1 protein-coding gene is annotated in these 388 nt (G+C 73.7%); it reads left to right on the forward strand.

Annotation, left to right across the window (positions count from 1 at the left end; translation table 11 throughout):
• Nucleotides 1–388: 4'-phosphopantetheinyl transferase superfamily protein (locus G3I78_RS50580; protein ID WP_164437411.1), on the forward strand; the 388-nt coding region annotated here is incomplete at both ends.

The following is a 388-nucleotide window of genomic DNA, read 5'->3' on the forward strand; positions in this document are numbered from 1 at the left end:
CCTGCTGGGGGTTTCCCGGGGCCTGCGGATCGGCGTGGACGTGGAGCGGCTGGACCGGGGCGAGCGCGGACTGGACAGCATCATCGCGACGTTCTCCGGTGAGGAGCAGGACTGGATCGCCAGTGCCGCGCCCGGGCGGCCGCGGGACCGGCGTGCGCTGAGGCTGTGGACGCTGAAGGAGGCGTACTCGAAGGCGCGGGGGCTGGGGCTGGGGCTGCCGTTCGACTCGTTCGCGTTCGCCCTGGCCGAGGACCGGGGAGTGCTGTCGTTCCGGCCTCCGGCCGATGACTCGGCGGGGCGGTGGCGGTTCCTGGAGGTGGAGCCCGTACCGGAGGTACTGGCGGCGGTGGCGGTCGAGGTCGATCAGGAGCGCGTCCCGGCCGTCCAC

Source organism: Streptomyces sp. SID13726, assembly GCF_010548375.1.
Taxonomy (GTDB): domain Bacteria; phylum Actinomycetota; class Actinomycetes; order Streptomycetales; family Streptomycetaceae; genus Streptomyces.